Origin of the sequence: Agromyces mediolanus (assembly GCF_044917495.1) — a bacterium.
Taxonomy (GTDB): domain Bacteria; phylum Actinomycetota; class Actinomycetes; order Actinomycetales; family Microbacteriaceae; genus Agromyces; species Agromyces mediolanus_B.
Map to the genome: position 1 here is coordinate 53,213 of NZ_JAVSSI010000009.1, position 25,753 is coordinate 78,965.

Below are 25,753 nucleotides of genomic sequence, written 5' to 3' on the forward strand. Positions count from 1 at the left end.
CGGGTGTTCGAGAACGAGGAGCGTCGATGACGACCACCAGCCAGTCCCGTGCCGAGTCCCCGCGGGCCAGAGACCTCGGCGTGCCCTTCGACGGCGCGCCCGGCCCCGCGAACGCGATCACCGACGTCCCGGGCGTGCAGGTCGGCTACACGACGCTCGTGAGCGGGCCCGAGGAGACGGGCACGGCCCGCACCGGCGTCACCGCGATCCTCCCCCGGGGCCGTGACGGGGTCGGCGTGCCCTGCGCCGCCGGCACGTACTCGCTGAACGGCAACGGGGAGCTCACCGGGCGCACCTGGATCGACGAGGCGGGCGCCCTCGCCCTGCCCATCGCGATCACGAACTCGCACGCCGTCGGCGCCGTGCACCAGGGCGTCGACGAGTGGGTGCACGAGACGCATCCGGAGGTGTCGGCGCAGTGGATGCTGCCCGTCGTCGGCGAGACCTGGGACGGCTATCTGAACGAGATCAACGGCGGCCACGTGCGCCCCGAGCACGCGCGGGCCGCGCTCGACGCAGCGGCGGGCGGAGCGATCGCCGAGGGCAACGTCGGCGGCGGCACCGGCATGAACTGCTACGCCTTCAAGGGCGGCACGGGCACGGCGTCCCGCGTCGTCGCGACGGCGGGCGGCGAGTACACCGTCGGCGTGCTGCTGCAGGCGAACTTCGGCGACCGCGACGAGCTCCGTCTCGCCGGCCGGCCGCTCGGCCGCGAGTCGGCCGCGCCGAAGCCGATCGAGGACGACGACTGGTTCGTGCGCGACGGCGAGCGCATGAAGGCCGCCGCGGGCGCCGGTAGCGTGATCGTGATCGTCGCGACGGATGCCCCGCTCCTCCCCGGTCAGTGCGAGGCCCTCGCCCGGCGGGTGCCGCTCGGGCTCGCCCGCACCGGCACGGCCGGCAGCCACTTCTCGGGCGACATTTTCCTCGCCTTCTCGACGGCGAACCCGGGCGCGCTCACCTCGCAGCTCGGCCGCGGCGCGAACCCGGGCCTGGAGCGGCTCGACTTCGTCCCCTGGGGCGCGATCGATCCGCTCTACCGCGCCACCGTGGAGGCCGTCGAGGAGGCCGTGGCGAACGCCCTCGTCGCCGCCCGCGACCTCGAGGGCCGCGACGGGCACGCGAGCTACGCCCTCCCGCACGAGGAGGTGCGCCGGGCGTTCGCCGAGCACGCCGCGCGTTAGCCGCAGAACTCCTTGGGCGCACGGGGCTCGGCCGTGGAGCCGATGCTCGTGACCGCACCCTCCACGACGATGAAGTCGATCCAGCCGGCCTCGTCGTCGCCGACGGCGTAGCCGAAGCCCTCGGCGCTCAGCTGGGCGATCTGCTGGAGCCCGGGGTAGGCGGCGGTGAGCTCCTCGAGCGTCGAGCCGAGCCCGATGCCCTCGGCCGTTCGCGGCGCGACGGGCAGTGCACCGGAGGCGTCCGGTGAGCCGGACACCCAGACGTCCTCGACCTGGTCGCCGCCCTCGGGCACCATGAGGAGCAGCGATGCGGTGTCATCGCGTGACAGCGTGAACAGGCTCGGGCACGCCTCGTCGACGGGCGCGAGCTCGAAGGCCGTGAGCGGCGTCGCCACATCGGGGAAGGCCGCGCCGCGAGCGATCGGCCCGAAGCCCGCGGCGCTGATCACCCAGCTCGTGACGTCGGCGGGATCGGGCGCTGCGACGGTCGGCGTGGGCATCGAGGTCGGGGGCGGGGTCGGACCGGAGCTCGCGGACTGCGAGGGATTCGGGCTCGGCGTTGGCTCCGGATCGCTCGCGCAGCCCGCCAGCAGCAGGGCGGCGATCGCGAGGCATCCGGCGACCGCGACGGAGGTGCGGCTGGGACGGTTCACGCGCACAGCTCCTGCGGTGCGAACTTCGTATCCGCGGCGGCGATGCCGCCCACCACGCCGTCGACCGCGGTGAAGATGATCCAGCCGGATCCGTCGTCGCCGACCGCATACACGTCCGAGCTCGGTCGTTCGATGACCAGTTCGAGCTCGGGGTAGGCGGCCTGGAGTTCCTCCACGGTCGCCCCGAGTCCGATCCCGGCATCGGTCGCGCCGCCGTTGCGCAGACCTCCGGCGTCGCGCGCGGAACTGAACGCCCACACGCGGTACACGGACGCGCCATCCTCCGAGCGGATCACGAGCAACTCGGCCTTCTCGGGGTGCTTCAGGTACACGAGCTCCGGGCAGAGCCCCGACGGCTCGACCGAGTAGAGGTCCGTGAGCGAGGAGATGGCCTCGGGGTACGGCGCCCCGCGTTCGATCGGCCCGATGCCGTCGGCGCTGATCAGCCAGCCCGACGGGTCGGCCGGATCCGGCGCGGCCTCAGTCTCGGTGGGCGTCGGCGTGGGCGTCGAGCTGGGTGTCGGCGTGGGCGTCGCCGTCGGGCTCGGCGTGGGTTCCGGCTCGCTCGCGCACCCCGCCAGCAGCAGGGCGGCGATCGCCGCGACCGCTCCCGCGCGTCTGATGCGCCCGCCTGCGCCCGTTCCCGTCATCGTCTCCCCCAGCCGATCAGGTACTCCGTCGGCTCAGCGTACCGACCGGGGGCGCCTCGGCGGACGTCGCGGAGATATCGCTCCGGTAACGGCTATGCGACGGCCGCGCCCGCCGCGCCCGCGCGCCCGGACGGCGGCCCGACGGGCTCGATGCGGAAGGTGCGGGCGAACCGTTCGAGCAGCTCGCCGTCGCCGGCGAAGGCCCCCGCCACGGCCGCCGTTCCGTCGGCGAGCAGCGCCCGCAGCTCGGACGGAGTCAGCTCGAGCTCGAGCACCGCCTCCGGCACGGGTTCGAGCGCGGAGCGTCGCCGCGGCTGGGGCAGCGCTCCGGCACCGACGGGGGCGACATCGAGCGTGCCGGCGACCACGATCGCCGAGACCGACACCGGCGCCGACGGCTCGGCGCCGCGCACGGTCAACACGTACTCGGTCGGCGGGAGCGCCGCCGCGGCATCCGGCCGGAATGCCGCGGAGAGCGCGAAGCCGAGCGCGTCGGCGCTCATCGTCTCGCCCTCGCCGGGGTCGCCGAGCACCGACCAGCCCCAGCGCTCGAGCGCCAGGACCACGGGCTCGAGGCCGCGGCCGAGCGGGGTCAGCTCGTAGCCGCCGCGGACGCTCGGCACGCGCCGGACGATGCCGGCCTCCTGCAGCTCCTTCAAGCGGTCGCTCAGGATGTTCGTCGGGATCCTCGGCAACGAGGTCTTGAGGTCGCTGTACCGGCGCGCACCGCCGAGCAGGTCGCGGACGATGAGCAGGGCCCATCGTTCGCCGATCCGCTCGACGGCGCGCGCGACGCCGCTGTACTGGCCGAAGCCGCGCGCGGCGCGGGTGCCCACCGGGGCCTCGTCAGGCCTGGCCGGCGAGGTACGCGTCGGGGCCCTGCTCGGCGGCGGCCTGCTCCATGAAGAGGAACTCGAGCACGTTGCCGTCCGGGTCCTCGAGGTCGCGCGAGTACATGAAGCCGTAGTCCTGCGCGTCCCGCGGCTCGGTGCCGCCGGCGGCGAGCCCCTTCGCGAGCACCTGGTCGACGTCGTCGCGGGACTCGCGGCTCAGGGCGATGAGCGCCTGGGCGTGCGTCTTCGGGTCGATGATCTGCTTGTCGGTGAAGGTCGCGAGGTAGTCGCGGGTGAGCACCATGAAGTACACGTTCTCGCCGAGCACGACGCAGGCCGCGTTCTCGTCGGTGAAGAGCGGGTTGATGCTGAAGCCGAGCGCCTCGTAGAACGCCTTGGAGCGCTCGAGGTCGGTCGTGGGGAGGTTCACGAAGATGCTGGTGGCGGACATGGCGTGCTCCGATTCGTCGTCGAGATGGTGCCTGATGGGCACTAGCTTGCTCTTAACAAGCGAGCTTGTCAATAGCAAGTAAACGAGCTGCTCCCCCGAGGGCTCAGCGGCTCCCGCTGCGCCGGACGAGCAGCGCGAGGTGCAGCGCGGTGAGCGTCTCGCCGTCATCGAGATCGGCGTCGAGGAGCTCGGCGATGAGGGCGATGCGCTGATAGAACACCGAGCGCGAGAGGTGGGAGGCGGATGCCGCGGCCGTGCGGTTGCCCGGATGGGCGAGCATCGCGGCGAGCACGTCGAGGAGGTCGCCGCCGCGGGCGAGGTCGTACTCGATGAGCGGGGCGAGCATCCGCTCCCCGTGCTCCTGCAGGCGGTGGTCGTCGCGCAACGAGGTGACGAGCCGCACGAGCGGCCGGTCGTCGGCGCGGCGGACGATCGGGCCGCGCGCGCCGCGCGGCACCGGCACCCGGGCGAGATCGCGCGCCTGCTGGACCGAGGCGAGCAGCTCGGCGAGGCCGTGGGCGGCCTGTCCGATCGAGAGCACGAGGCGCTCCCTGGCCGCGGCCTCCTCGACGAGCGAGCGCCCGAACGCGAGCACCGCCGCCTCGTCGACCGCGAAGCGCGTCGACTCGGGCAGCGAGAGGAGGAGCACGGATGCCGGAGCGGCCCCCTCGGCGAGCGCCCCCGCGAGCGCGCGGCCGCCGAGCGCGCGCGCCGCGGCATCCACCCGCTCGCCCGGCACCTCGGCGCCGGTGACGACCACCCCGAACTGCACCCCGTGCTCGACGGGCAGCCCGGCCGCCTCGAGCCGGACGGCGGCGTTCGGCAGCGCGGCGAAGCGGCCCTCGAGCAGCGCGTCGACGAGGCGCTGGCGCCCGATCCGGGCCCACTCGTCGCCGCCCGAGTCCGCGAGCCGCCCGAACGCGAGGGCCGTGGCGGCCTGCTCGAGGACCGCGTTCCGCCCCGCGGCGTGCGCCGGCCCGGGCAGGGCGACGAGATGACCCCAGCGGAGGCCCCGCGCCTCGACCGGCACGATCAGCCAGCCCTCCGCGTCGCCGCGGTGGGCCCGGCGCGAACGGGCCTCCCACTCGCGCAGCAGCGACTCCTCCTCGCTCGGCGCCACCTCGGCGCTCACGACCTCGTGGGCGAGGTTCTCGAGCACCACGCCGGAGCCGAGCGTCGCGGCGAGCTGACGCACGATGAAGTCGGCCGGCGAACCCCGCAGCGCGAGCCCGGTGAAGCGCTCGCGCACCTCGTCCCGGGCGACGAGTGCGGCGGTCTGCGCCGAGATGATGCGCCCGTGCACGGCCTCGGTGAGCGCGACGAACTTCACCTCGCGGTGCAGGGCCACGAGCGCGAGCCCTCGCGCCTCCGCCGACTCGGCGACGACGGCGGGCACGTAGCGGTAGTGGGCGCCGAGCTCGAGGACGAGCCCGGCGAGCCCGGCGTCGACGAGACCGCCGATGAAGCCGGCGAGCTCCTCGGGCTCGGTCGGCCAGCCGGATCCGGTAGTCAGCAGCAGCTCGCCGCCGTCGAGGAGGCGCGCGACGCCGGCGCTGTCGGAGACGTGCGCCCAGCGCACCCGCGCCTCGAGCGCGTCGCCGCCGACGAGCACCTCGGGCACGCCGTCGGCGAGCGCCGGGAGGGCCAGGATCTCGCGCACCGTCGGGAGGCCCGCGCCCTCGGCGCCCGGGCTCGGACGTTCCGTTCGGATCGACTCATCTTCGCGACGATCTGCCACCGCTTCACTCACTTCGGCTCTGCAACACTGGGAATCACAAGCTTAGCCGAGCGCCGGGCAATCTGTCCGGCCGGCACCGTTCCACCCCGCGAAGGAGACCCAATGAGCACGACCGAGACCGCATCCGCCACGAGCTCGACGGCCTCGGTGCCGGTGATCGGCCACTGGGTCGACGGCGGCCACCGCGCCTCGAACTCGGGTCGCACCGCGCCCGTCTTCAACCCCGCCACCGGTGCCGTGCAGGCCGAGGTGGCGCTCGCCGACCAGGCCGAGATCGACGCGGCCATCGCTTCGGCCCAGGCCGGCTTCGAGGTGTGGAGCGGCTACTCGATCGCGAAGCGCCAGACCGTGCTCTTCGCCTTCCGCGAGCTGCTGAACGCGCGCCGCGGCGAGCTCGCCGCGATCATCACCGCCGAGCACGGCAAGGTGCTCTCCGACGCCATGGGCGAGATCCTCCGCGGCCAGGAGGTCGTCGAGCTCGCGACCGGCTTCCCCTCCCTCATCAAGGGCGCCTTCTCGGAGAGCGCCTCGACCGGCATCGACGTCTACTCGATCAAGCAGCCGCTCGGCGTCGTCGGCATCATCAGCCCCTTCAACTTCCCCGCGATGGTGCCGATGTGGTTCTTCCCCATCGCGATCGCCGCGGGCAACGCCGTCGTTCTGAAGCCGAGCGAGAAGGACCCGAGCGCCGCCCTCTGGCTCGCCGAGCTGTGGAAGGAGGCCGGCCTCCCCGACGGCGTCTTCACGGTGCTCCAGGGCGACAAGCTCGCCGTCGACGGCCTCCTCACCTCGCCGCTCGTCCAGTCGATCTCCTTCGTCGGCTCGACCCCGATCGCCCAGTACATCTACGAGACCGCCTCGAAGCACGGTAAGCGCGTGCAGGCCCTCGGCGGCGCGAAGAACCACATGCTGGTGCTCCCCGACGCCGACCTCGACCTCGTCGCCGACCAGGCCATCAACGCCGGATACGGCGCCGCGGGCGAGCGCTGCATGGCCATCTCGGTCGTCCTAGCCGTCGAGCCCGTCGCCGACGAGCTCATCGCCAAGATCACCGAGCGCATCGCGAAGCTGAAGATCGGCAACGGCGCGGGCACCGACGCCGGCGAGCCCGACATGGGCCCGCTCATCACCGCCGTGCACCGCGACAAGGTCTCCTCCTACGTCGACATCGCCGAGGCCGACGGCGCCGAGATCGTCGTCGACGGCCGCGGCTTCACCGTCGAGGGCCACGAGGACGGCTTCTTCTTCGGCCCGACGCTCCTCGACAAGGTGCCGACGACCTCGCGCGCCTACACCGAGGAGATCTTCGGCCCGGTGCTCTCGGTCGTCCGCGTCGCGAGCTACGACGAGGGCCTCGAGCTCATCAACTCCGGCCAGTTCGGCAACGGCACCGCGATCTTCACGAACGACGGCGGCGCCGCCCGCCGCTTCCAGAACGAGGTGCAGGTCGGCATGATCGGCATCAACGTGCCGATCCCGGTGCCCGTCGCCTACCACTCCTTCGGCGGCTGGAAGCAGTCGCTCTTCGGCGACGCGAAGGCCTACGGCGCGCACGGCTTCGACTTCTTCACCCGCGAGAAGGCGATCACGAGCCGCTGGCTCGACCCGGCCCAGCACGGCGGCATCAACCTCGGCTTCCCCCAGAACAACTGACCCGGCGCGCTGACCCCGCCTCGCTGAACCGGCAAGGAGAACCATGACCGACACGCTGACCGAGACCGCCAGCTACACCGACCGCCACGGCGCGACGCACGCCCTGCCCGACGCCGCCGGCGACGCGCAGGTGCGCGCCGACGACCGCGCGCACGTGTTCCACTCGTGGAGCGCGCAGGCCCTCATCGACCCGCTGCCCGTCGCCACGGGCGAGGGCTCGACGTTCTGGGACTACCAGGGCAACGCCTACCTCGACTTCTCGAGCCAGCTCGTGAACCTGAACCTGGGCCACCAGCACCCCGACCTCGTCGCCGCCATCCAGCAGCAGGCCGGTCGCCTCGCGACCATCCAGCCCTCGATGGCCTCCGACGTGCGCGGCGAGCTCGCCCGCCGCATCGCCGAGGTCGCCCCCGGCGACCTCGACAAGGTGTTCTTCACGAACGGCGGCGCCGACGCGAACGAGTACGCGGTGCGGATGGCGCGCCAGGTCACCGGCCGCCGCAAGGTGCTCTCGATGTACCGCAGCTACCACGGCTCCACCGCCACCGCGATCTCGCTCACGGGCGACCCGCGCCGCTGGGCGAACGAACCGAGCGACGGCAGCGTCGCGCACTTCTTCGGTCCCTACGAGTACCGCTCCGCGTGGGGCGCCACGACCCCCGAGGAGGAGACGGCGCGCGCCCTCGCCCACCTCGAGCAGGTCATCGTGCTCGAGGGCGCCTCGACGATCGCCGCGATCATCATCGAGACCGTCGTCGGCACGAACGGCGTGCTCGTGCCGCCGCCCGGCTACCTGCAGGGCGTGCGCGAGCTCGCCGACCGCTACGGCATCGTCTACATCGCCGACGAGGTCATGGTGGGCTTCGGCCGCATCGGCGAGTGGTTCGCGGTGAACCACTTCGGCGTGACGCCCGACCTGATCACCTTCGCGAAGGGCGTGAACTCGGGCTACGTGCCGCTCGGCGGCGTCGTCATCTCGCAGCGGATCGCCGCGCACTTCGACACGGTCGCCTTCCCGGGCGGGCTCACCTACTCGGGGCACCCGCTCGCCTGCGCCGCCGGCGTCGCGACCTTCGAGGTGTTCGAGCGCGACGGCATCCTGGAGCGCGTCCGCGATCTGGGCGAGCGCGTCGTCGCCCCGCGTCTCGCGGAGCTGCAGGCGAAGCACCCCTCGGTCGGCGACGTCCGCGGCCTCGGGCTCTTCTGGGCGATCGAGCTCGTGAAGGACCGCGAGACCCGCGAGCCGCTGGTGCCGTTCAACGCGAGCGGCGCCGCCGCCGCGCCGATGGCCGCGTTCGCCGCGGCGTGCAAGCAGAACGGCGTCTCGCCGTTCGTGCACTTCAACCGCACGCACGTGGCCCCGCCGCTCGTCATCACCGAGGACGAGCTGAACCGCGGCCTCGACGTCATCGACGAGGCGCTGACCGTGGCCGACGGGTACACCGTCTGAGCCGCAGCGCACGAGCCGTGATCGCCCGCGTCCCGCCGGACGCGGGCGATCCGTCGTTTCCGGCTAGCCTGAGAGGCATGCGGGAGCGGGCTGACGGGGGCGGCATGAGCCGCCGAGCGCTCCTCGCGGCCGGGCTCGCGGGCGCCGCCTCGCTCGCGCTCGCGAGCTGCACGACGGGTCCGAAGCCGAGCCCGAGCGGGCCGCCGTCGCCGACGCCGAGCCTCTCGCCGACGCCGACCCCGAGCGCCCCGGCCGGCGTGCCGCTGCCGAGCGCCATGCGGCGCTCCGCCTGGGCGGCCGATCCGTTCGCCCGCGGGGCGTTCGGCTACCGGGCCGTCGGCACCACCCCGGAGCTCCGCGAGGCGCTCGCCGAGCCGGTCGCCGATCGCGTGTGGTTCGCCGGCGAGGCGTGCTCGCCGGACGCCCCGGGAACGCTCCAGGGCGCGCTCTCCTCCGGCCGGCTCGCCGCGCGGGCGCTCGCGGAGCGCGCCGAGCCGGGCGAACGCGTCGCCGTCGTCGGGGCGGGCCTGGCCGGGCTCGCCGCCGCGCGGGTGCTGCAGGACGAGGGCTTCGAGGTCATCGTCGTCGAGGCGCGCTCGCGCATCGGCGGGCGCATCGACTCGGTCGAGGATGCCGCGTTCGACCGCACCGTCGAGCTCGGACCGCTCTTCGTGGGCGACGACGAGGAGCTCACCGCGCTGCTCTCCGCGACCGGCGTCGCGACCGAGCCCTTCGCCGGCACCGCGGAGACCCGGGATGCCGACGGCGCCGTGGTGACCGTGCCGCCCGTCGGCCAGGAGGCGATCGCCCGCGCCCACGACTGGGCCCTCGCCCAGCCCGACGACCGCTCCCTCGCCGACGCGCTCCGCGCGAGCGGCGCGAGCGCCCTCCCGGCCGAGGACCTCCCCTGGGTGCAGCACGCGCTCCGCACCGGCGTCGAGCCGCTCACGGGCGCCGGGGCGACGCTCGTCTCCGCCCGCACCGACCTCGCCGGGCTGTTCGAGGCGCCCCGGCGACTCGTCACCGGGCGGCTCGCCGACGTCGCCGACCGGCTCGCCGAGGGCATCGACATCGCGGCCGGCAGCGCGGTGACCCGGGTCACCGTCACCGATCGGCGGGTCGGCCTGCGCCTCGACTCCGGCGAGTCCGTGGCCGCCGACCGGGCGATCGTCGCCGTCCCGCTCGGGGTGCTGCAGTCCGACGCCTTCGCGTTCGAGCCGGCCCTGCCGGCCGCCCATCAGGAGGCGATCGCGACGCTCGAGACCGGTGCGGTCGACCTCGTCTGGCTGCGCTTCGCGGAGGCGTTCTGGCGCGCGCCCGTCCCCGACGACGGGGAGACGACCGCCGACGCCCGGGCGACGATGCCGCAGCTGCTCACCGTCGAGACGCCGGCGCATGTGGCCGGCTGGATCGATCTCGGCGGCGCGCCCGTGCTCGTCGGCGTCATCGCGGCGTCGCAGGCACGGCTGCTGGACGGGCTCGACGATCAGACGTTCCAGAACGCCGTGCTCGTCGATCTCGCGCCGTTCGCCACAGCCCGCGGTTGACGGCCACGAGCCCCGCCGTGACGGCGACGAAGATCACGAGCACGACCGCACAGTAGAGCGCCACGCCCCACGGGCCGCCGACCTGCGTCTCGTCGAGGAAGAAGTAGGGGTACCAGCCGACGTCGGCGCCGCGCACGAGGGTGTAGCCGAGCCAGATCACCGGATACCCGAGCACCCAGGCGATCGTCGACCACGGCACCCGGGGGTTCACCGCGAGGACGGCGTCCGTCGTCCAGGCGACGAGGGCGAGCGCGGGGACCACGAAGTGCAGGAGGGTGTCCGACCAGGGCACCTCGATGCGGTAGTCGCGGGTCGAGGCGTTCGCGACGATGAGCGCGAAGACGATGCCCGAGATGACGACGTACACGGTCACGACCGTGCGCAGCGTGCCGAGCCAGCGGGGGTCCCGCGGCGCGAGGAGCGCGTATCCGCCCGCGATGAGGAGCGTCACGACCGCGGCGAAGGCCGATTGCACGGTGAAGTAGCTGAAGAAGTTCGCCGTCGCGAAGGCGCGGAAGCCGAGCACGTAGACGAAGTTGCCGATGAGCGCGATCACCTCGAGCGCGGCGATCCCGAGGCGGAACCAGCCGAGCGCACGCCGCGGGCCGCCGGTGGCGAGCCGGCGCGCCCGGGTGAACGCCCGCGCCCGGGCCGGCGACGCGAGGCCGTCGGTGCGCGGGGTCATCCCTCAACGCTACCGCCGGGGCCGCGCGCCTCAGTCGAGCGGACGCAGGATGCGGTCGAGGAAGCGGCGCGTGCGCTCCTCCCGCGGGGCGGTGAAGAGCGTCGCGGGCGCCCCGCGCTCGACGACGACGCCGCCGTCGAGGAAGAGCACCTGGTCGGCCGCCTGCCGTGCGAAGGCGAGCTCGTGCGTGACGACGACCATCGTCCAGCCCTCCCGGGCGAGCTCGGAGATCACCTGGAGGACCTCCCCGACGAGCTCGGGGTCGAGCGCGCTCGTCGGCTCGTCGAAGAGCAGCAGGTCGGGCTTCAGTGCGAGGGCCCGCACGATGCCGACCCGCTGCTGCTGCCCGCCCGAGAGCTCGAAGGGGTAGGCGTCGCGCTTCTCGGCGAGCCCGACCCGTTCGAGGAGGGCCGTCGCCTCGGCGACCGCCTGCGGCTTCGGCACCCGCTGCACCTGCACGGGTCCCTCGATCACGTTCTCCAGCACCGTCATGTGCGGGAAGAGGTTGTGGTGCTGGAACACCATCGCCGAACGGTCCCGGAGCGCGAGCCGCTGCCGCTTCGCCGCCTTCGCGGGGCCCGCCGCCTGCGCGGCGAAGTCGATCACGGGGCCGCCGTCGACGTCGAGCACGCCCGCGTCGGGGGTCTCGAGCCCGTTCAGCGAACGCAGCACGGTCGTCTTGCCCGAGCCGCTCGGGCCGATGAGCACGACGACCTCGCCGCGGCGCACCTCGAAGTCGATGCCGCGCAGCACCTCGTTCTCGCCGAAGGCCTTGCGGAGCCCCGCGACCCGCAGCAGCGGCCGCGACGGGTCGGTTGGCACGGGAGCAGTGGGCACGGGATCAGTGGGCGACATAGCGATCGAGCCTCCGCTCCAGGGCGCTCTGCCCGCTCGACAGGGCGAGGCAGATGAGCCAGTAGACGAGTGCGGCCTCGAGGTAGAGGAGCATGAACTCCTGGCTGAAGGCCGCGATCTGCTGCGACACCTTGAACAGCTCGGTCACGAGGATGAGCGAGGCGAGCGAGGTGTCCTTCACGAGCGAGATGAACGAGTTCGACAGCGGCGGGACCGAGACCCGGGCGGCCTGCGGCAGGATGATCCGGCGCAGGGTCTTCGCGTGCGACATGCCGATCGTGTAGCCGGCCTCCCACTGCCCCTTCGGCACCGAGAGGATCGCCGCCCGGATGATCTCGGCCGCGTAGCCGCCGACGTTCAGGGAGAACGCCGCGATCGCGCTCGGCCACGGGTCGATGACGACGCCGATCGCCGGCAGCCCGTAGAAGATCACGAAGAGCTGCACGAGGAGCGGCGTGCCCCGGATGATCGAGATGTACACCCGGGCGATGCCCGAGACCACCGGGTTCCGGGAGAGCCGCATGAGCGCGACGCCCAGGGCGAGCACGAGTCCGATCGCGAAGGAGGCGAGGGCGAGCGGGATCGTCCCGCTCACCGCGCCCCAGACGATCGGCCAGAAGGAGTCGAGGAAGAGCTGCCAGCCGTCGGCCATAGTCAGGACGGTACTACTGGGAGACGTCCTGGCCGAAGTACTTCTCGCCGATCTTCGCGAGCGTGCCGTCGGCCTGCAGCTTCGCGAGCGCCTCGTCGACGGCCTTCACGAGCGCCGTCTTCTCCTTCGTGAACGCGAACGCGCTCTCGGCGGGGTCGGTCTCGGCCGCGACGGCGAGCTTCGCGTCGGGGTGCTCCTTGACGTAGTCGAGATAGGTCAGCTCGTCGTTCACGGTCGCGTCGACGCGCCCCTGCTCGAGGAGCGCGACGGCCTGCGCCCAGCCCTCGACGGACTGCACGTTCGCGCCGGCCTCCTGGGCGAGGGTGTAGAAGTTGCTCGTGAGCGACTGGGCGGTGGTCTTGCCCTTCAGGTCGGCGAAGCTCGTGATCGAGGTGTCGCCGTCCTTCACGACGACGACGCTCGGCGACACCGTGTACGGCGTCGAGAGGAGGTACTTCTCCTCGCGCTCCGGGTTGATCGAGACCTGGTTCGCGATGACGTCGAAGCGCCCGGCCTCGAGACCCGCGAAGATCGCGTCCCACTGGGTCTCCTGGAACTCGATCTTCAGCCCGAGCTCGTCGGCGACCGCTTCGGCGACCTCGACGTCGTAGCCGACGAGCTCGCCGGAGCCCTCCTCGTGGTACGTGAACGGGCGGTAGGTGCCCTCGGTCGCGACCGTGAGGGTGCCCGCCTTCAGCAGCCCGTACTCGTCGCCGGCGCCCGCGCTCTGGGATGCCGAGCCGGCACCGCCGCTCGAGCAGGCGGCGAGGGCGATCACGGCGACGGCGGACGCGGCGGCGCCGATGGCGGCGCGGAGACGGCGGGGACTGGGCATCGGTGGTGCTCCGTTCGGACTGGCTGTGGTGCAGCGCTGGTGGGACGCCCGGTATTCCAGCACAGGGCGCCGCCTTCCAGAAACCGCGTGACGCCCCGTTGCATTCCCGCCGCGGTCGGGCTACGCCTCGAGCACCCCGTCCACCCGCCGCGGCACGCCCGCCGGATTGCCGTCGCGGAGCTCGACCGGCAGCACGGCCTGCGGCGCGTCCTGGTACGCCACGGGCGTGAGGAAGCGCCGGATCGCGCTCGCCCCGACCGAGGTGTGCACGGACGCGGTCGAGGCGGGCCATCCGCCGCCGTGGTGCTGCGCCCACGCGATGGCGACGCCCGTCGGCCAGCCGTTGTAGAGCACGCGGCCGGCGATGCGGGCGAGCGCGGCGCTCGCCCGGGAGACGAGCTCCTCGTCATCGGATGCCGCGTGCCGCACGGTGCCGGTGAGGCTGCCCTCGAGCACGGCGAGCGCCCGGTCGAGCTCGCCGCCGGGCGATGCGTCGTCGTAGCGGACGAGGAGGGTGAGCGGGCCGAAGTGCTCCTCCTGGAACCCCGCCGGGTCGGCGAGGAACGCCGCGATGTCGGTCGCGACGACCGTCGGCCGGGACACGCCGGGCTCCACGGAACCGCCGCCGTCGACGAGCAGCTCGACGTCCGCGCGCGCCGCGATGCCGCTCGCCCCCTCTGCGAACGCCGCCGCCATGCCGTCGGTGAGGAGCCGCTGGCCGGGGGCCTCGGCGGCGGCGGCCGCGAGCGCGGCCTCGAAGCCGGTGCCGCGGGGCACGAACACGAGGCCCGGCTTCGTGCAGTACTGGCCGCCGTCGCGGGTGAACGAGCCCGCGAGCCCGGTGGCGAGCCCGGCCGCGTCCTCGGCGGCGGCCGCCGGGGTCACGACGACCGGGTTGATCGAACCGAGCTCGCCGTAGAACGGGATCGGCTCCGCTCGGGAGGCGGCGAGGTCGAACAGGGCCCGGCCGCCGCGGGTCGAGCCGGTGAAGCCGACGGCCCGGACGAGCGGATGGCGCACGAGCTCGATGCCGGCATCCATCCCCTCGACGAGCACGAGCGCGTCGACCGGGCCGCCGGCCGCGGTGAGCGCCTCGCGGGCGATCGCCGCCGTGCGGCGGGAGAGCTCCGGATGCCCCGGGTGCGCCTTCACGACGACGGGGTCGCCCGCGGCGAGCGCGGAGGCGGTGTCGTTGCCGAGCACTGAGAAGGCGAAGGGGAAGTTCGACGCCGCGAACACGGCGACGACCCCGAGCGGCCGCAGGATGCGACGCAGATCGGGGCGCGGCGGCAGCAGCGAGGCGTCCGGCCGGTCGAGGGTGGCCTCGAGATACGACCCCTCCTCGACGACGCCGGCGAAGAAGCGCAGCTGCGTCGCGGTGCGGGTGATCTCGCCGTCGAGCCGGGCCTCCGAGAGGTGCGTCTCGCGGTGCGCGATCCCGACGAGCTCCGCCCGGTGCGCCTCGAGCGCCTCGGCGATCGCGCGGAGCCAGCCCGCCCGCTCGGCACGGTCGCTCCGCTCGAGCCCGCTCGCGGCGGCGGCCCGGACGGCCGAGTCGACTGTCGTCATCCCGTCGCCTCCGCTCAGAACGCGTTCAGGCCGGTGAGCGCCCGGCCGAGGATCAGCTGGTGGATCTCGTCGGTGCCCTCGTAGGTGCGCACCGACTCGAGGTTCGCCGCGTGCCGCATGACGGGGAACGCGTTGGTGATGCCGTCGCCGCCGAGGATGGTGCGCGCCTCGTGGGCGATGGCGAGCGCCTCGCGCACGCTGTTCAGCTTGCCGACGGAGATCTGCGCGGGGGTGAGCCGGCCGGCCTCCTTGCGACGGCCGAGGTGCAGGGCGAGCAGCATGCCCTTCTCCACCTCGAGCAGCATGTCGGCGAGCTTCGCCTGGGTGAGCTGGTTGGCGCCGATGGGCTTGCCGAAGACCTCGCGGCTGATCGAGCGGTCGAGGGCGACCTCGAGGCAGGAGCGGGCGGCGCCCATCGCCCCCCACACGATGCCGTAGCGCGCCTCGTTCAGGCAGCCGAAGGGGCCCGAGAGCCCCTCGGCGCCCGGGAGGATCGCGTCGGCGGGCAGCCGCACGCCGTCGAGCTCGATGTCGCACTGCACGCTCGCCCGCATGGAGAGCTTGCCGTCGATCGGCGTCGCGGTGAAGCCGGGCGTCGACGTCGGCACGAGGAAGCCGCGCACCGCCTTGCCGCCCTGGTTCCCCGAGCCCGTCGAGGGGAGCGAGTCGTCCTCCACCCGCGCCCAGACGACGGCGACGTCGGCGAGCGAGGCGAGCCCGATCCAGCGCTTGGCGCCGTCGAGGACCCAGCCGTCCCCGTCGCGGCGGGCGACGGTCGTCATCGCCGCGGGGTCGCTGCCGCCCTGGGGCTCGGTGAGCGCGAAGCAGCCGATGAGCTCGCCCTTCGCCATGCCGGGCAGCCACTGCTGCTTCTGCTCCTCGGAGCCGTACTTGTGGATCGCGCTCATCGCGAGCGAGCCCTGCACCGAGACGAAGGTGCGCCAGCCGGAGTCGGCGGCCTCGAGCTCGAGGCAGACGAGGCCGTAGCTCACCGCGCCGGCGCCCGCGCAGCCGTAGCCCGTGAGGTGCATGCCGAGGAAGCCCGCGGCGCCGAGCTCGGGGATGAGCTCCTTCCGGAAGTGCTTCTGCTCGAAGTCGTCCTCGATGATCGGCAGGATGCGCTCCTGGGCGATGGCGCGCGCCCGCTGCTGCCAGTCGCGCTCCTCCTCGCTCAGCAGCTCGTCGAAGTCGAAGACCTGGTCGATCCGGGGTGCGGTGGTCATCGGGGTTCCTTTCCTTGGCCGGTCGGGGCGTCGTTCCAGTCGGCGCCCGCGTGCTGGTCGAGCGCGGGCGGCGGGGTGCGGTAGGCGGGCGCGGACTCGGAGAGCCCGATGGGGTTCGCGACGGTGCGGCTCTGCGCGATCTCGGCGACGGGTTCGAGCCCCAGGGACTCGGCGAAGGCGATGGCCTCGGCGACGTCGTTCACGAGGCCGGCGGGCACGCCGCGGGCGGCGAAGCGCTCGGCCCACGCTGCCGCGGGGGCGGCCGCGAGCGCGGCCTCGAGCTCGGCGCGGAGGTGGTCGCGGTGGGCGACGCGGGCCTCGTTCGTCGCGTAGCGCGCGTCGTCGGCGAGGGCGGGGATGCCGAGCTCGGCCGTGAGCGCACGGAACTGCTTGTCGTTGCCGACGGCGATGACGAGGTCGCGGTCGGCGGCGGGGAAGACGGCGTAGGGCGCGATGGAGGGGTGCTGGTTGCCGAGGCGCCGCGGCGCGCGACCCGTCACGAGCGTCGACGCCGCCTGGTTCGTGAGGGCCGCGAGGAGGCTCTGCAGCAGGTTCACCTCGACGAGCTGGCCGCGGCCGGTGCGCTCGCGCTCGCGGAGGGCGAGCAGGATGCCGGCGACCGCGTTCTGGCCGCAGAGCACGTCGACGAGCGCGACGCCCGCCTTCGCGGGCTCGCCCTCGGGCTCCCCCGTGATCGACATCAGGCCGCCGACGGCCTGCACGAGGAGGTCGTAGCCGGCGAGCGCGGCGCCCTCGCCCGTGCCGAAGCCGGTGATGGAGCAGTAGACCGCGCGGGGGTTCAGCGCCCGGACCGCGTCGTAGTCGAGACCGAAGCGGGCCATCACGCCGGGGCGGAAGTTCTCGATGACCACGTCGGCGCCCGCGGCGAGCCGGCGCGCCTCGGCGAGGCCCGCCTCGCTCGCGAGGTCGAGCGCGACCGAGCGCTTGTTGCGGTTCACGCTGCCGAAGTAGGTGGCGTTGCCCGCGGCGTCGACCGGCGGCTTCCAGTGCCGGGTGTCGTCACCGGCCGGCGACTCGATCTTGATCACGTCGGCGCCGAAGTCGGCGAGGGTCATGGTCGCGTAGGGGCCCGCGAGGACGCGGGAGAAGTCGGCGACGCGGAGTCCCGCGAGCACGCCCGGTCGCTCGGTCCCACTCGTCATCGCTCGCCTCCATCACCGTCGATCTTCATTCATCCTATAGTGAATCTTTAACTCCTGTGAAAAGCTGTGCGCTATGGGATCGAGGGTGGGCCCGGGAGCGCGCGAGGCCGTGTTCGCGCAGCTGTCGGACGCGGGGCGCGCCGAGCAGGTCGCGCAGCGGCTCACCGACGGCATCGTGCTCGGGGTGCTGCACCCCGGCGAGCGCCTGCCGAGCGAGCCCGAGCTCGCCCGCCGCTTCGGCGTCGCCCTCATCACCGTGCGCGAGGGCCTCGGCATCCTCCGCGACGCCGGGCTCGTCGAGACCCGGCGCGGCCGCGAGGGCGGCAGCTTCGTCGTCCACGACGACGCCGAGCACCGCGCCCTGCTCACCGCGAGGCTCCGAGCGCTCGCGCAGGTGGAGCTCAGCGACATGGCCGTCTACTTCGGCGCGATCCTCGCCGGGATCGCCGAACGCGCCGCCGAGCGCGCCGCCGATTCGGAGGCCCGCCGCCTCGCCGAGTGGCTCGACGCCGCCGACTTCGGTACCGCGGCATCCGCCCGCACGAACCAGGGCGGCTTCTTCCTCGAGCTCGCCGTGCTCAGCCAGTCGGCCCGGCTCGTGCGCGAGCAGATCCGCCTGCAGGCCGATGCCGGACCGCTCCTCCTCCTCGGCCTCGACGAGGAGGCCGAGCGCACGAGGGCCGCGGCGAGTGACCGGCGGATCGTGGCGGCCGTCGCCGCGCAGCGCCCCGCCGAGGCCCGCGCCGCCGCGGGCGAGCTCATCGCGAGCCTCGCCGAGCGGCTCCTCGCCGCGAAGGCCAGGGTCGAACGAGGAGGCGGGATCGATGACTGAGGCGATGCTCCCGGCCGGCACCGAGGCCGCCGCCGCGGCCGTGTCCCGGCTCTTCACCGGCGTGTTCGAGCAGCTCGCCGCCTGGCGCACCCCGATCGAGCGGGCCATCGCCCCCGGGGTGAAGCCGCTCGCCCTCGACCAGCTCGTCTCGGAGCTCGTCATCCCCCGCCTCGTCGAGCCCGAGGCGCTCCTCGTCGGCGCGGGCTTCATCGCCGACGGCGCGATCGTGCACGGCCGCGACGTGCACTTCGCGTGGTGGCTCGGCCCCCTTGACGACAACCCCGTGCTGGGCTCGACCGACGGCCCGACCCGGCTCGACCTCTCCACCCGCGGCTACACCGAGTACCTTCGCGACTTCCGCGCGCTCGAGTGGTACCGCATCCCCGCGACGACCAGGCACGCGCACGTCACCGGCCCCTTCGTCGACCACCTCTGCACGTGCGACTACATCCTGACCCTGACGATGCCCGTGCACGCCGCCGACGGCGAGCGCATGGTCGGGGTCGTCGGCGCCGATGTCGCGGTGCGGCGGCTCGAGCGCGAGCTGCTCGCCGGCTTCCTCGCGGTCGACGCGCCGCTCGCCCTCGTGAACGTCGACGGCCGGGTCGTGCTCTCGACCGAGCCGGCGCTCCAGGTCGGTCAGCTCGCCCGCACCTCCGCCGCCGCGCTCGACTGCGAGGCCACCCCGTTCCGCGTGCTCGTCGCCCCGGCCTGAGCGGGGCAGGATCAGGCCGGCACGAGGAACGTGGACTCGGGCCGATGCGGCCTCGATCGCGCCACTTCCAGCTGTGCATCCGCAGAGACATGTCCAGATCAATCATCCGCTGCTATATCTTTGATGGACGAGCGTATGCACCGCGGCAGACGGACTCTGGCGTGCGTGCACCCGAGAAGGAGAACCCCATGCCCTATGCCGTGACCAACCCCGCCACCGGCGAGGTCGTCAAGAGCTACGACACGATCACCGACGAGGCGCTGCAGGCCGCGATCGCGAAGGCCACCGAGGCGCACCGCACCTGGTCGAAGAACTCCACCGTCGCCGAGCGCGCCGCGCTCATCCGCCGCGTCGCCGAGCTGCACACCGAGCGCATCGACGAGCTCGCCGACATCATCGTCCGCGAGATGGGCAAGCCCCGCGAGCAGGCCGTCGGCGAGGTCGAGTTCTCGGCCGCGATCTACGAGTACTACGCCGACAACGCCGAGTCGCTCCTCGCCGACGAGGAGATCTCGCTGCTCGCCGGAGAGGGCTCGGCGCTCATCCGCCGCTCCTCGCTCGGGCCGCTCCTCGGCATCATGCCGTGGAACTTCCCGTACTACCAGGTCGCCCGCTTCGCCGGCCCGAACCTCATCATCGGCAACACGATCCTGCTGAAGCACGCCGAGCAGTGCCCCGAGTCGGCCGCCGCGATCGAGCGCATCTTCCTCGACGCCGGCTTCCCCGAGGGCGCCTACGTCAACATCTACGCCTCGCACGAGCAGATCGAGCAGGTCATCGCCGACCCGCGCGTGCAGGGCGTCTCGCTCACCGGCTCGGAGCGCGCCGGCGCGAAGGTCGCCGAGATCGCCGGCCGCTACCTGAAGAAGGTCGTGCTCGAGCTCGGCGGCTCCGACCCCTTCATCCTGCTCTCGACCGACGACCTCGACGCGACCGTCGAGGCGGCCGTCATGGCCCGCGTCGACAACAACGGCCAGGCCTGCAACGCGGCGAAGCGCTTCATCGTCGCCGACGAGCTCTACGAGCCGTTCCTCGAGAAGTTCACGGCCGCGATGAACGCCGTCGAGGAGGGCGACCCCGCCAAGGACGGCACCGCCCTCGGCCCGCTGTCCTCCGCGAAGGCCGCCGACACGCTCCAGGAGCAGGTCGACCGCGCCGTCGCCCAGGGCGCCACCCTGCACTCGGGCGGCACCCGCAGCGACAACTACTACTCGGCCACGATCCTCACCGACGTGAAGCCCGGTTCGGACGCCTTCCACGAGGAGTTCTTCGGCCCGGTCGCGCAGGTGTTCAAGGTCGCCGACGAGGACGCCGCCGTCGAGCTCGCGAACGACACCCCGTTCGGCCTCGGCTCCTACGTCTTCACCACCGACCGCGAGCAGGCCCTCCGCGTCGCCGACAAGATCGAGGCCGGCATGGTCTTCGTGAACGTCGTCGGCGCCGACGGCGCCGAGCTGCCCTTCGGCGGCATCAAGCGCTCGGGCTCGGGCCGCGAGCTCGGCCGCTTCGGCGCCGACGAGTTCGTCAACAAGAAGATGATCCGCATCGGCTGATCCCGCCGCTCGGACGCACGGATGCCGCAGGCGAACGCCTGCGGCATCCGTCGTCTCGGCGCCCGCGCGCTCAGCGGTCGAGTCGCGCGTCGATCTCGTCGATGCGGGCGGAGAGGATGCGCCGGAGCAGCTCGTCGGGCAGCTGGTGCTCGGCGCTGAACTGCACGGTGCCCTTCGACCAGCTGAAGCCCTCGAGCTCGTCGGCGAAGCCGGCGAGCACCGTGCCGCTGAACGGGTAGAAGCCGAGGTGCTGCTTCGCCTGCATCGCCGAGACGAAGCCCTTCCCGCGGTGGAGCAGGGCAGGCATCCCGTAGCTCTCCCCCTCGCTCGCGTCGGGCGAGAGTTCGCGCGCGATGCGGATGACCCGTTCGAGCGCCGCGCGATCGGCGCCGCTGCGCGCCTCGAGGTAGTCGGTGACGGTTCCCATGGCGGCATCCTGCCACCCGGGGGCGGGCGCTGTCAGCCCCCGACGCGGACCGCGAGCCGCTCGCCGAGCCGCAGCGCGACGCCCCGCCCGGCATCGTCGCGCACGTACGCGACGATCTCCTCCGGGAACTCCGACCCCGGGTCGCTCGACAGCACCCCCGGTCCGGCCGGCAGCAGCCGCGCCACCGACATCGGATCGATCGTGTAGCTGCCGTCGTCGCGGGCGGTCGGCAGCGAGACGAGCTCGAAGCCCGCGCCGTCGGCACGCACCCGGAGATCGGCCTGGCCGTAGAAGCCGCAGTCGTAGCGGCCCACGAGCCCGAGATAGGCGTCGACGGGCTCGACGGGCGCGTCGACCCGGGGCTCCGCGCCGAAGCAGGCGTCGAGGATGCGCCGCTCGACCGCGTTCTTGAACGGCTCGCCCTTCACCGAGTTCGTGAGGATCGCGTAGCCGAGCCGCGCCTCGGGCACGAGGACGAGCCGGGTCGAGTAGCCGATCGTGAGCCCGTCGTGCAGGTACGCGGCACGGCCGCGGCGGTGCTCCGCCATCCAGCCGTAGGCGATGTCCTGGCCCGGGACCCCGCGGTTCGCGAGCGTCCGGAAGTGGCCCGTGCCCGGCGCCGCCCGCTCGGCGAAGTCGGCGTAGCGCAGCAGCTCGTTCGGGGTGCTCAGCACCCCGCCCCCCGGAACGTCCCAGCCCGGCAGCTGCCAGTGCAGCTGCCAGCCCTCGTCGCGCGCCACCCGTGCGCGGCCGTCCGTGATGTCGTGCGGGGCCGCGACCCGGTGGGTGATCGCCTCGTCGGCGGTCGTGAACGTGCGGTCCATGCCCGCGGGGCGGAGCACCCGCTCGCGCAGCACGTCCGCCCAGCGCTGCCCGGTGACCTGCTCCACGACCGCGGCGGCGACCATGAAGCCCGGCCCGCTGTAGGAGAAGTCGCTCCCCGGCGCGAACATCGGCTCGTCGTCGGCGAACTTCGCGATCGACGCCGAGATGCTGTCGTCGGCGTGGTCGGCGAGCAGCTCGTGGGCGCGGCCGATCATGTACTGCGCGTCGATGCCCGAGCGGTGGGTGATGAGATGGGCGAGCGTGATCCGCGGGTCGAGCCGGCCGAGTCCGGCGAGGAGCGGCGCGACCGGCGCGTCGAGCTCGACGAGTCCCTCGGCCTCCAGCTGCGCGACGATCACGCCGAGGAGCGTCTTCGAGATCGAACCGATCTGGAACACCGTGTCGCCGTCGACCGGCAGCGGGTGCTCGAGGTTCGTGACGCCGAAGCCGAAGCCGAGCCGCTCGTCGCCGACCCGGAGCGCGATGCCGGCGCCCGGCACCTGGAACTCCTCGAGGAGCTCGGGCACCGCCTCCTCGAGCAGCGCGCGGAGCTCGGCGGCGGAAGTGGAGAGCACGGTCATCGGGAGACGCTCCTCGGGTCGAGTCGGTCGCGGAGGGCGTCCCCCGCGAGGTTGATGGCGAGAATGAGCACGACGAAGGCGACGGCGGGCGGCACGACCACCCAGGCGTCCGCCGTCAGGTACTGCAGCGAGTCGGCGATCATGCTGCCGAAGTCCGCGTCCGGCGGGCGGACGCCGAAGCCGAGGAAGCTGAGCGCGGCATAGGCGCCCGTCGCGGTCGAGAGGTTGATCGCGGTGATCACGACGAGCGGCGAGGCGATGTTGGGCAGCAGGTGCCGCGTCATGATCCAGGCGCCGCCGCGGCCGGACAGCCGGGCCGCGTCGATGTAGTTCCGCGACATGATCTCGAGCGTCGAGCCCCGGACGGTGCGGGCGAAGCGGGGGATGAACACGATCCCGATCGCGATCGCCGCGTTCAGCAGGCCGCTGCCGAGCACCGCGAGCACGAGGATCGCGAGGAGGTACTCCGGCACGGCGAAGAGGAAGTCGACGATGCGCGAGAGGATGCCGTCGACCGCGCCGCGCCAGTACCCGGCGGCGAGGCCGAACAGGGTGCCGACGACGAGGGCGATCGCCGTCGCCGTGGCGGCGGCGAGAAGCGCCGGCCGGATCGCGGCGATCACGCGTGAGAGCAGGTCGCGCCCGAGCGCGTCGGTGCCCATCCAGAACTCCGGCCCGGGCGGGGCGAGCCGCGGCCCGACGTTCAGCTGGTTCGGCGGGTAGGGCATGACGAGCGGGCCGATGATCGCGAGCAGCACGTACCCGGCGAGCACCGCGTACGCGACGGTGCCGACGACGGGGATCCGGCGGCGCTTCGACGGCTGCAGCAGCGAGGTCGAGGCGAGGGTCTCGGTGAGTTCGTTGGTCATCGCAGGGCGATCCTCCGGTCGACGACGGGGACGAGCAGGTCGACGACGAGGTTGCCGACGATGAACGCCGCGGCGAGCGCGAGCGCCTGCGCGGTGAGCTGGGTGAAGTCGCGGGTCGAGATCGACTGGAGCATGCCCCGGCCGAGCCCCGGCAGCCCGAAGATCTGCTCGACGATGAACAGCCCGCCGATGAGGGAGCCGAAGGTGAAGCCGATGAAGGTGAGGATCGGCGGCGTCGCCGCCTTCAGCGCGTAGCCGTAGGTCACCTTGCCCTCCGGCAGCCCGTTCGTGCGCGCGGAGGCGACGAAGGAGAGGCCGAGCACGTCGATCATCGCCGCCCGGGTGACCTGCATGATCAGCGGGGCCGTCGGGATGCCGACCGCGAGCGCGGGCAGCAGCATGATCTGGAGGTTCCCGAGCGGGTTGTCCTCGAAGCGGATGTACACCGGCGAGTAGAGGTTCGTCAGCACGTTCGTCGCGAGGAAGATCGCGATCGTGCCCGAGATGAAGCCGGGGATCGCGAAGATGAGGATCATCGGCGCGCGGAGCGCGGTGTCGAGCCAGCTGCCCGCGCGCTTCGCGGCGATGACGCCGAGGGGCACGCCGATGAGCACGGCGAAGAACAGGCTCATCAGGGCGAGCTCGAGCGAGACGGGCAGCTGCTGGCGCAGCACGTCGGTGTTCTCGATGCCGGAGAACGGCGAGACGCCGAAGTCGCCGGTGAGCGCGTGGCCGAGCCAGTCGAGGTACTGCACGATGATCGGCCGGTCGAGCCCGAGCGAGTGCTCGAGCGCGGCGATGGTCTCCGGCGAGGCCTTCGAGCCCGCGATGATCGTGGCCGGGTTCCCGGACACGAGGCCGCGGCCGGCGAAGAAGATGAGCACGCTCAGCAGGAGCAGCACGAGCACGGCGCCGGCGACGCGCTTCAGGATGTAGCCGATCATGCGAGCTGCTCCTCGGGCAGGACGGCGGGCGTGAGCGAGCCCGGGAAGTGGCAGCGCACGGCGTGCCCGTCGGGTCGTTCGACGAGCTCGGGCGCCTCGCTGCGGCAGCGGTCCTGCGCGACCGGGCAGCGGGAGGCGAAGCGGCATCCGGGCGGCGGGTCGATCGGGCTCGGCGGATCGCCCTGGAGCACGATGCGCTCGATGCGGTGCCCGTCGCCGGGCAGGTGCGGCTCCGCGGAGCGCAGTGCGACCGAGTAGGGGTGGAGCAGCTCGAGGTCGAACCGTTCGGCCGGCGCGAGCTCGACGATCTGGCCGAGGTACATCACGGCGATCCGGTCGCTGACGGCGCGCACCGCCCGCAGGTCGTGGGAGATGAAGACGTAGGCGGCGTGGGTGCGGTCCTGCAGCTGCAGCAGCAGCTCGACGACCTGCGCCTGGAGCGAGGCGTCGAGGGAGCTGACGGCTTCGTCGAGCAGGACGAGCGCGGGGTCCGAGGCGATCGCGCGGGCGATGCAGACGCGCTGCTGCTGGCCGCCGGAGAGCTGGTGCGGGAACCGCTCGGCGAGCTCCGGGTCGAGCCCGACGACGTCGAGGAGCTCGGCGATGCGCGCGCCGAGGGCGTCGCCGCGGAGCCCCGGCAGCGCCTCGCCGATCGCCGCGGCGACCGTCATCCGGGGGTCGAGGGCGCTCGCGGGGTCCTGGAAGACGGCCTGGACGCGGCCGCGGTGGGCGCCGGCCGGCTCGCCGGCCCACTCGATCCGGCCCTGGTCGGGGCGGTCGAGCCCGACCAGGAGCCGTCCGAGCGACGACTTCCCGCACCCGGACTCGCCGACGACGCCGAGCGTCGTGCCGGCCGGAACCAGCAGGGAGACGTCGTCGACGGCGTGCACGGCACGACGCCGACGCGGCCCCGGCGGGCGCTCGCCCTTGGGCGGGCGGCCCGAGACCGCGAAGTGCCGGACGAGGCCGGTCGCGGCGAGCGCCGGCGGGCGGCGCTCCTCGACGGCGGTCACGCCGCCCCCTCCCGGCGCCGGCCGACGGGCATCGCGGACGCCGCGGCGAAGAGGGACCTGGTGTACGGATGCTTCGGATCCCGCATGATGTCGGCGGTCCGCCCTTCCTCGATGATGCTGCCGCGGCGCATGACGACGATCCGTTCGCACAGCTCGACGACGACGCCGATGTCGTGGGTGATGAGGAGCATCGACATCCCCTCGTGGTCGAGGCGGTGGCGGAGCAGGTCGATGATCTGCGCCTGCACCGTCACGTCGAGCGCCGTCGTCGGCTCGTCCGCGATCAGCAGCCGGGGCTCGTTCACGAGCGCCATCGCGATGAGGACGCGCTGACGCATCCCGCCCGAGAGCTCGTGCGGGTAGCTCCGCAGCTTCGACGCCGGATCGGGGATGCCGACGGAGCCGAGCGCGGCGACGATGCGCCGCCGGCGCTCGGCCGCGGGCAGCCGCCGGTGCGCCCGGATCACGTCGTCGAGCTGGGCCCCGATGCGGATGACGGGGTTGAGGCTCGCGAGCGGGTCCTGGGGGATCCGCGCGATCTCCACGCTCCGCAGCCGGCGGAAGTCGGCCGCCGGGACGGCGGCGAGATCCCGTCCGTCGAGCGCGATGCGCCCGCTCACCGTCGCGCCGGCCGGGAGCGAGCGGAGCACGGCGGCCATGAGCGTGCTCTTCCCGGATCCGGATTCGCCGACGATCCCGACGCGCTCGCCGTGGTCGAGCGTCAGCGAGACGTCCCGGACCGCGGGGTCGGAGCCGGCGCCGTACCGGATGTCGACGTGCTCGAGTTCGAGGAGCGGCATCGCTCGTCCTTCCGTGCTGGGGTGGGGCCGCCGGGCGCGCCGGCGGCCCCGGA

General features: G+C 73.2%; 25 protein-coding genes. 7 read left to right on the forward strand and 18 right to left on the reverse strand.

Annotation, left to right across the window (positions count from 1 at the left end):
* Positions 1–26 precede the first annotated feature (26 nt).
* The gene (locus ROT00_RS13440) at positions 27–1,184 is read left to right on the forward strand and encodes a DmpA family aminopeptidase (RefSeq protein ID WP_404775537.1); all 1,158 of its coding nucleotides are present in this window, start codon (positions 27–29) and stop codon (positions 1,182–1,184) included.
* Here ROT00_RS13440 and ROT00_RS13445 read toward each other — a convergent pair.
* From ROT00_RS13445 to ROT00_RS13465, 5 genes are all read right to left on the reverse strand, one after another.
* On the reverse strand, positions 1,181–1,837 hold the full coding sequence (locus ROT00_RS13445) for a hypothetical protein (RefSeq protein WP_404775538.1): 657 nt from the start codon (positions 1,835–1,837) through the stop codon (positions 1,181–1,183). The genes ROT00_RS13440 and ROT00_RS13445 overlap by 4 nt on opposite strands.
* Positions 1,834–2,487 (reverse strand): hypothetical protein, encoded by a 654-nt coding sequence (locus ROT00_RS13450; protein WP_404775539.1) that lies wholly within the window; start codon positions 2,485–2,487, stop codon positions 1,834–1,836. Before ROT00_RS13450 ends, ROT00_RS13445 begins: the two co-directional genes overlap by 4 nt.
* 92 nt (positions 2,488–2,579) lie before the next feature.
* Positions 2,580–3,323 carry a winged helix-turn-helix transcriptional regulator gene (locus ROT00_RS13455; protein WP_404775540.1) on the reverse strand — a complete coding sequence of 248 codons (744 nt, stop codon included), beginning with the start codon at positions 3,321–3,323 and terminating at the stop codon, positions 2,580–2,582.
* Between the two features lie 10 nt (positions 3,324–3,333).
* Complete coding sequence (locus tag ROT00_RS13460) at positions 3,334–3,771, reverse strand: VOC family protein (RefSeq protein WP_404775541.1); 438 nt, start codon at positions 3,769–3,771, stop codon at positions 3,334–3,336.
* Between the two features lie 103 nt (positions 3,772–3,874).
* A complete protein-coding gene (locus tag ROT00_RS13465) occupies positions 3,875–5,431 on the reverse strand; it encodes a PucR family transcriptional regulator (RefSeq protein ID WP_404775542.1) in 1,557 nt (518 codons plus the stop codon).
* A 180-nt stretch (positions 5,432–5,611) separates the two neighbouring features.
* On the opposite strand from ROT00_RS13465, the gene ROT00_RS13470 reads away from it, so the two are divergent.
* From ROT00_RS13470 to ROT00_RS13480, 3 genes are all read left to right on the forward strand, one after another.
* Entirely contained in the window at positions 5,612–7,162 is a 1,551-nt protein-coding gene (locus ROT00_RS13470) for a CoA-acylating methylmalonate-semialdehyde dehydrogenase (RefSeq protein WP_404775543.1), read from the forward strand.
* A 43-nt stretch (positions 7,163–7,205) separates the two neighbouring features.
* Entirely contained in the window at positions 7,206–8,612 is a 1,407-nt protein-coding gene (locus ROT00_RS13475; protein ID WP_404775544.1) for an aspartate aminotransferase family protein, read from the forward strand.
* 77 nt (positions 8,613–8,689) lie between these two features.
* The gene (locus ROT00_RS13480; protein ID WP_404775545.1) at positions 8,690–10,159 is read left to right on the forward strand and encodes a flavin monoamine oxidase family protein; all 1,470 of its coding nucleotides are present in this window, start codon (positions 8,690–8,692) and stop codon (positions 10,157–10,159) included.
* Here ROT00_RS13480 and ROT00_RS13485 read toward each other — a convergent pair.
* The 7 genes from ROT00_RS13485 to ROT00_RS13515 all read right to left on the reverse strand — a co-directional run bounded on the left by ROT00_RS13485 (position 10,056) and on the right by ROT00_RS13515 (position 17,141).
* A complete protein-coding gene (locus ROT00_RS13485) occupies positions 10,056–10,844 on the reverse strand; it encodes a Pr6Pr family membrane protein (RefSeq protein ID WP_404775546.1) in 789 nt (262 codons plus the stop codon). The two genes, ROT00_RS13480 and ROT00_RS13485, sit on opposite strands and share 104 nt — an antisense overlap.
* Positions 10,845–10,874: 30 nt before the next feature.
* Complete coding sequence (locus tag ROT00_RS13490; RefSeq protein ID WP_404775547.1) at positions 10,875–11,699, reverse strand: amino acid ABC transporter ATP-binding protein; 825 nt, start codon at positions 11,697–11,699, stop codon at positions 10,875–10,877.
* Positions 11,686–12,351: an amino acid ABC transporter permease gene (locus tag ROT00_RS13495; RefSeq protein WP_404775548.1), complete on the reverse strand. Its 666-nt coding sequence runs from the start codon at positions 12,349–12,351 to the stop codon at positions 11,686–11,688. Before ROT00_RS13495 ends, ROT00_RS13490 begins: the two co-directional genes overlap by 14 nt.
* Positions 12,352–12,364: 13 nt before the next feature.
* Entirely contained in the window at positions 12,365–13,186 is an 822-nt protein-coding gene (locus ROT00_RS13500; RefSeq protein ID WP_404775549.1) for an amino acid ABC transporter substrate-binding protein, read from the reverse strand.
* 120 nt (positions 13,187–13,306) lie between these two features.
* Entirely contained in the window at positions 13,307–14,755 is a 1,449-nt protein-coding gene (locus ROT00_RS13505; protein WP_404775550.1) for an aldehyde dehydrogenase (NADP(+)), read from the reverse strand.
* Positions 14,756–14,769: 14 nt separating this feature from the next.
* Positions 14,770–15,978, reverse strand: coding sequence for an acyl-CoA dehydrogenase family protein (locus tag ROT00_RS13510; protein WP_404775551.1), 1,209 nt, complete (start codon positions 15,976–15,978; stop codon positions 14,770–14,772).
* Entirely contained in the window at positions 15,975–17,141 is a 1,167-nt protein-coding gene (locus ROT00_RS13515) for a CaiB/BaiF CoA transferase family protein (RefSeq protein ID WP_404775552.1), read from the reverse strand. Before ROT00_RS13515 ends, ROT00_RS13510 begins: the two co-directional genes overlap by 4 nt.
* Before the next feature lie 73 nt (positions 17,142–17,214).
* On the opposite strand from ROT00_RS13515, the gene ROT00_RS13520 reads away from it, so the two are divergent.
* The 3 genes from ROT00_RS13520 (at position 17,215) to ROT00_RS13530 (ending at position 20,241) form a co-directional block, all read left to right on the forward strand.
* Positions 17,215–17,973, forward strand: a complete 759-nt coding sequence (locus ROT00_RS13520) for a FadR/GntR family transcriptional regulator (RefSeq protein ID WP_404775553.1) — start codon at positions 17,215–17,217, stop codon at positions 17,971–17,973.
* Positions 17,966–18,688 (forward strand): PDC sensor domain-containing protein, encoded by a 723-nt coding sequence (locus ROT00_RS13525; protein ID WP_404775554.1) that lies wholly within the window; start codon positions 17,966–17,968, stop codon positions 18,686–18,688. Before ROT00_RS13520 ends, ROT00_RS13525 begins: the two co-directional genes overlap by 8 nt.
* A 188-nt stretch (positions 18,689–18,876) precedes the next feature.
* The gene (locus tag ROT00_RS13530) at positions 18,877–20,241 is read left to right on the forward strand and encodes an NAD-dependent succinate-semialdehyde dehydrogenase (protein ID WP_404775555.1); all 1,365 of its coding nucleotides are present in this window, start codon (positions 18,877–18,879) and stop codon (positions 20,239–20,241) included.
* A gap of 70 nt (positions 20,242–20,311) precedes the next feature.
* Here ROT00_RS13530 and ROT00_RS13535 read toward each other — a convergent pair whose 3' ends face one another.
* Genes ROT00_RS13535 through ROT00_RS13560 form a run of 6 tightly spaced genes read right to left on the reverse strand, consistent with a single transcriptional unit; the run spans position 20,312 to position 25,700 of the window.
* The gene (locus ROT00_RS13535; protein WP_404775556.1) at positions 20,312–20,668 is read right to left on the reverse strand and encodes an iron chaperone; all 357 of its coding nucleotides are present in this window, start codon (positions 20,666–20,668) and stop codon (positions 20,312–20,314) included.
* A 32-nt stretch (positions 20,669–20,700) separates the two neighbouring features.
* Positions 20,701–22,074 (reverse strand): serine hydrolase domain-containing protein, encoded by a 1,374-nt coding sequence (locus ROT00_RS13540; RefSeq protein WP_404775557.1) that lies wholly within the window; start codon positions 22,072–22,074, stop codon positions 20,701–20,703.
* Positions 22,071–22,943, reverse strand: a complete 873-nt coding sequence (locus ROT00_RS13545; protein ID WP_404775558.1) for an ABC transporter permease — start codon at positions 22,941–22,943, stop codon at positions 22,071–22,073. Before ROT00_RS13545 ends, ROT00_RS13540 begins: the two co-directional genes overlap by 4 nt.
* Positions 22,940–23,887: an ABC transporter permease gene (locus ROT00_RS13550; RefSeq protein WP_404775559.1), complete on the reverse strand. Its 948-nt coding sequence runs from the start codon at positions 23,885–23,887 to the stop codon at positions 22,940–22,942. Before ROT00_RS13550 ends, ROT00_RS13545 begins: the two co-directional genes overlap by 4 nt.
* The gene (locus tag ROT00_RS13555) at positions 23,884–24,900 is read right to left on the reverse strand and encodes an oligopeptide/dipeptide ABC transporter ATP-binding protein (RefSeq protein ID WP_404775560.1); all 1,017 of its coding nucleotides are present in this window, start codon (positions 24,898–24,900) and stop codon (positions 23,884–23,886) included. Before ROT00_RS13555 ends, ROT00_RS13550 begins: the two co-directional genes overlap by 4 nt.
* Positions 24,897–25,700: an ABC transporter ATP-binding protein gene (locus ROT00_RS13560; RefSeq protein ID WP_404775561.1), complete on the reverse strand. Its 804-nt coding sequence runs from the start codon at positions 25,698–25,700 to the stop codon at positions 24,897–24,899. The genes ROT00_RS13555 and ROT00_RS13560 overlap by 4 nt, the downstream gene beginning before the upstream one ends.
* Positions 25,701–25,753: the final 53 nt, after the last annotated feature.